The organism is Gilliamella sp. wkB18 (assembly GCF_001690875.1).
In the GTDB taxonomy this organism is placed as follows: Bacteria; Pseudomonadota; Gammaproteobacteria; order Enterobacterales; family Orbaceae; genus Gilliamella; species Gilliamella apicola_A.
The window spans coordinates 1-1,506 of sequence record NZ_LZHM01000021.1; the positions used below are offsets into that span (position 1 = coordinate 1).

Annotated in this window: 1 protein-coding gene; it reads left to right on the plus strand. The window is 34.5% G+C overall.

Annotated elements, in window-relative coordinates:
* Positions 1 to 1,506 (plus strand): hypothetical protein (locus tag A9G48_RS11445; RefSeq protein WP_176701979.1); only part of this gene is annotated, 1,506 nt, incomplete at both ends.

A 1,506-nucleotide genomic window follows, 5' to 3' on the forward strand; every position in this document is an offset into this window, starting at 1 on the left:
ATTATAAATGGTATGCTGTTTCGTCTTTAGTGGAAGGGTATTGTTCGATACCTAAATTAACACCTTATGATTATAAGGGAAATAAAATTATCGGTTGGATTTACAATCAGACTAAAAAACCACTCACTGTTCCGATAGTTGAAATAACTGGAAAAGATAGCAATTTCGCCAAATCCAGAGGGATAAGAATAAGGGATGAGAATAAAAAAAATATTATTTCCATGCTACCTGAAGGTACTCAAATTAAAATATCCGGTACCAAAAAACCGAAAAATTTTGTTGAATTAATCGAAGTGATTCGAGATGGAAACCCCACTATTCCTTTACCAGCAGGGAAAAAATACGTTTATTTTGGTTGTCTTGAAAATATAATTAGAGGTAAAAAATATAATGAGGTTGTGGTATTAGATAAACCTTTTCCAATTGTAGCAGGTGATTTAGTTGGGCATATTGGTCATAATCAAGATAAGGCGATTGATAAAAAAAAAGATAAAGAGGGGAATTATATTGATATAGAAACCCTACCGCTTGCACAAGGTATGAAAGGGAGCGAATTTCAACCGAATTTACATGTTGAGTGTTTTACCTGTGAAGACTTACCAAAGTACATTAGCCAAACTCAAGCAGAGGCGAGAAAACTAGCCGATGAAGATAAAACACTATTAGCTATATCAAAAGGCGTTAAAGTACTGACACTACCAAGTCAAGCAGACACAACCGTTGGAACACCACTTAAAGGCACTAAAATAAAAGTGCTAAGTAAAGAAACCAATATAAACTGGTTACAAATAGAAATTAAAACCTCTGCAACAGACAAAAAAACATTATGGATTGAAAATACGCAGGAGATAGCAAAAAAAGCAAAATCTAATGGTGAAATTGAATTAGCTACAAATACAGTGGCATGGAGCAAACACCCCTTACAAGCAAGCCAATTAACGAGCAGCAATTATAATATTGGCACAGCACTACTACTTGATATGGGAGATAATAAGGTTAAAACAAGAAATAATCGAGCGGTGGATGAGCAAGATACGTTATGGATACAAATAGAAAAAGTACTTGACGATAAAAATACCACTATATCGTCAAGTTGGCTATCAACTAAAAGCGAAGGCGTGAAGAAAGTGAGTTGCTGGGATTGGTTTGATTTTAAGCAAATTAAAGAAAATGCCAGTCTGAAAGAAATTTACCTTAGTGCTAAAAAAACCTTAAGCAGAAATAAGGATAATGCATCACTAGAACAATACACGCCAACAATAAAAGAGACATTAACAATATTAGACAAACAATACAGTGCTAACTCACCAAAATATGCGATGATAACAACGGACAGTTTTAAAGGGCTTATTGCTAAGCCGGTATTAGCCACGGCACTTAGTCGCATGTTAATCCATTATGAAAGTGAATGGTATGGCAAGCTTGATTCAGAAGACAAATTGCCAAAATGGGAAGCGTTAAATAGTGAAATGACAGAAAATGCCAGCAATGTATTGGATTATTTAA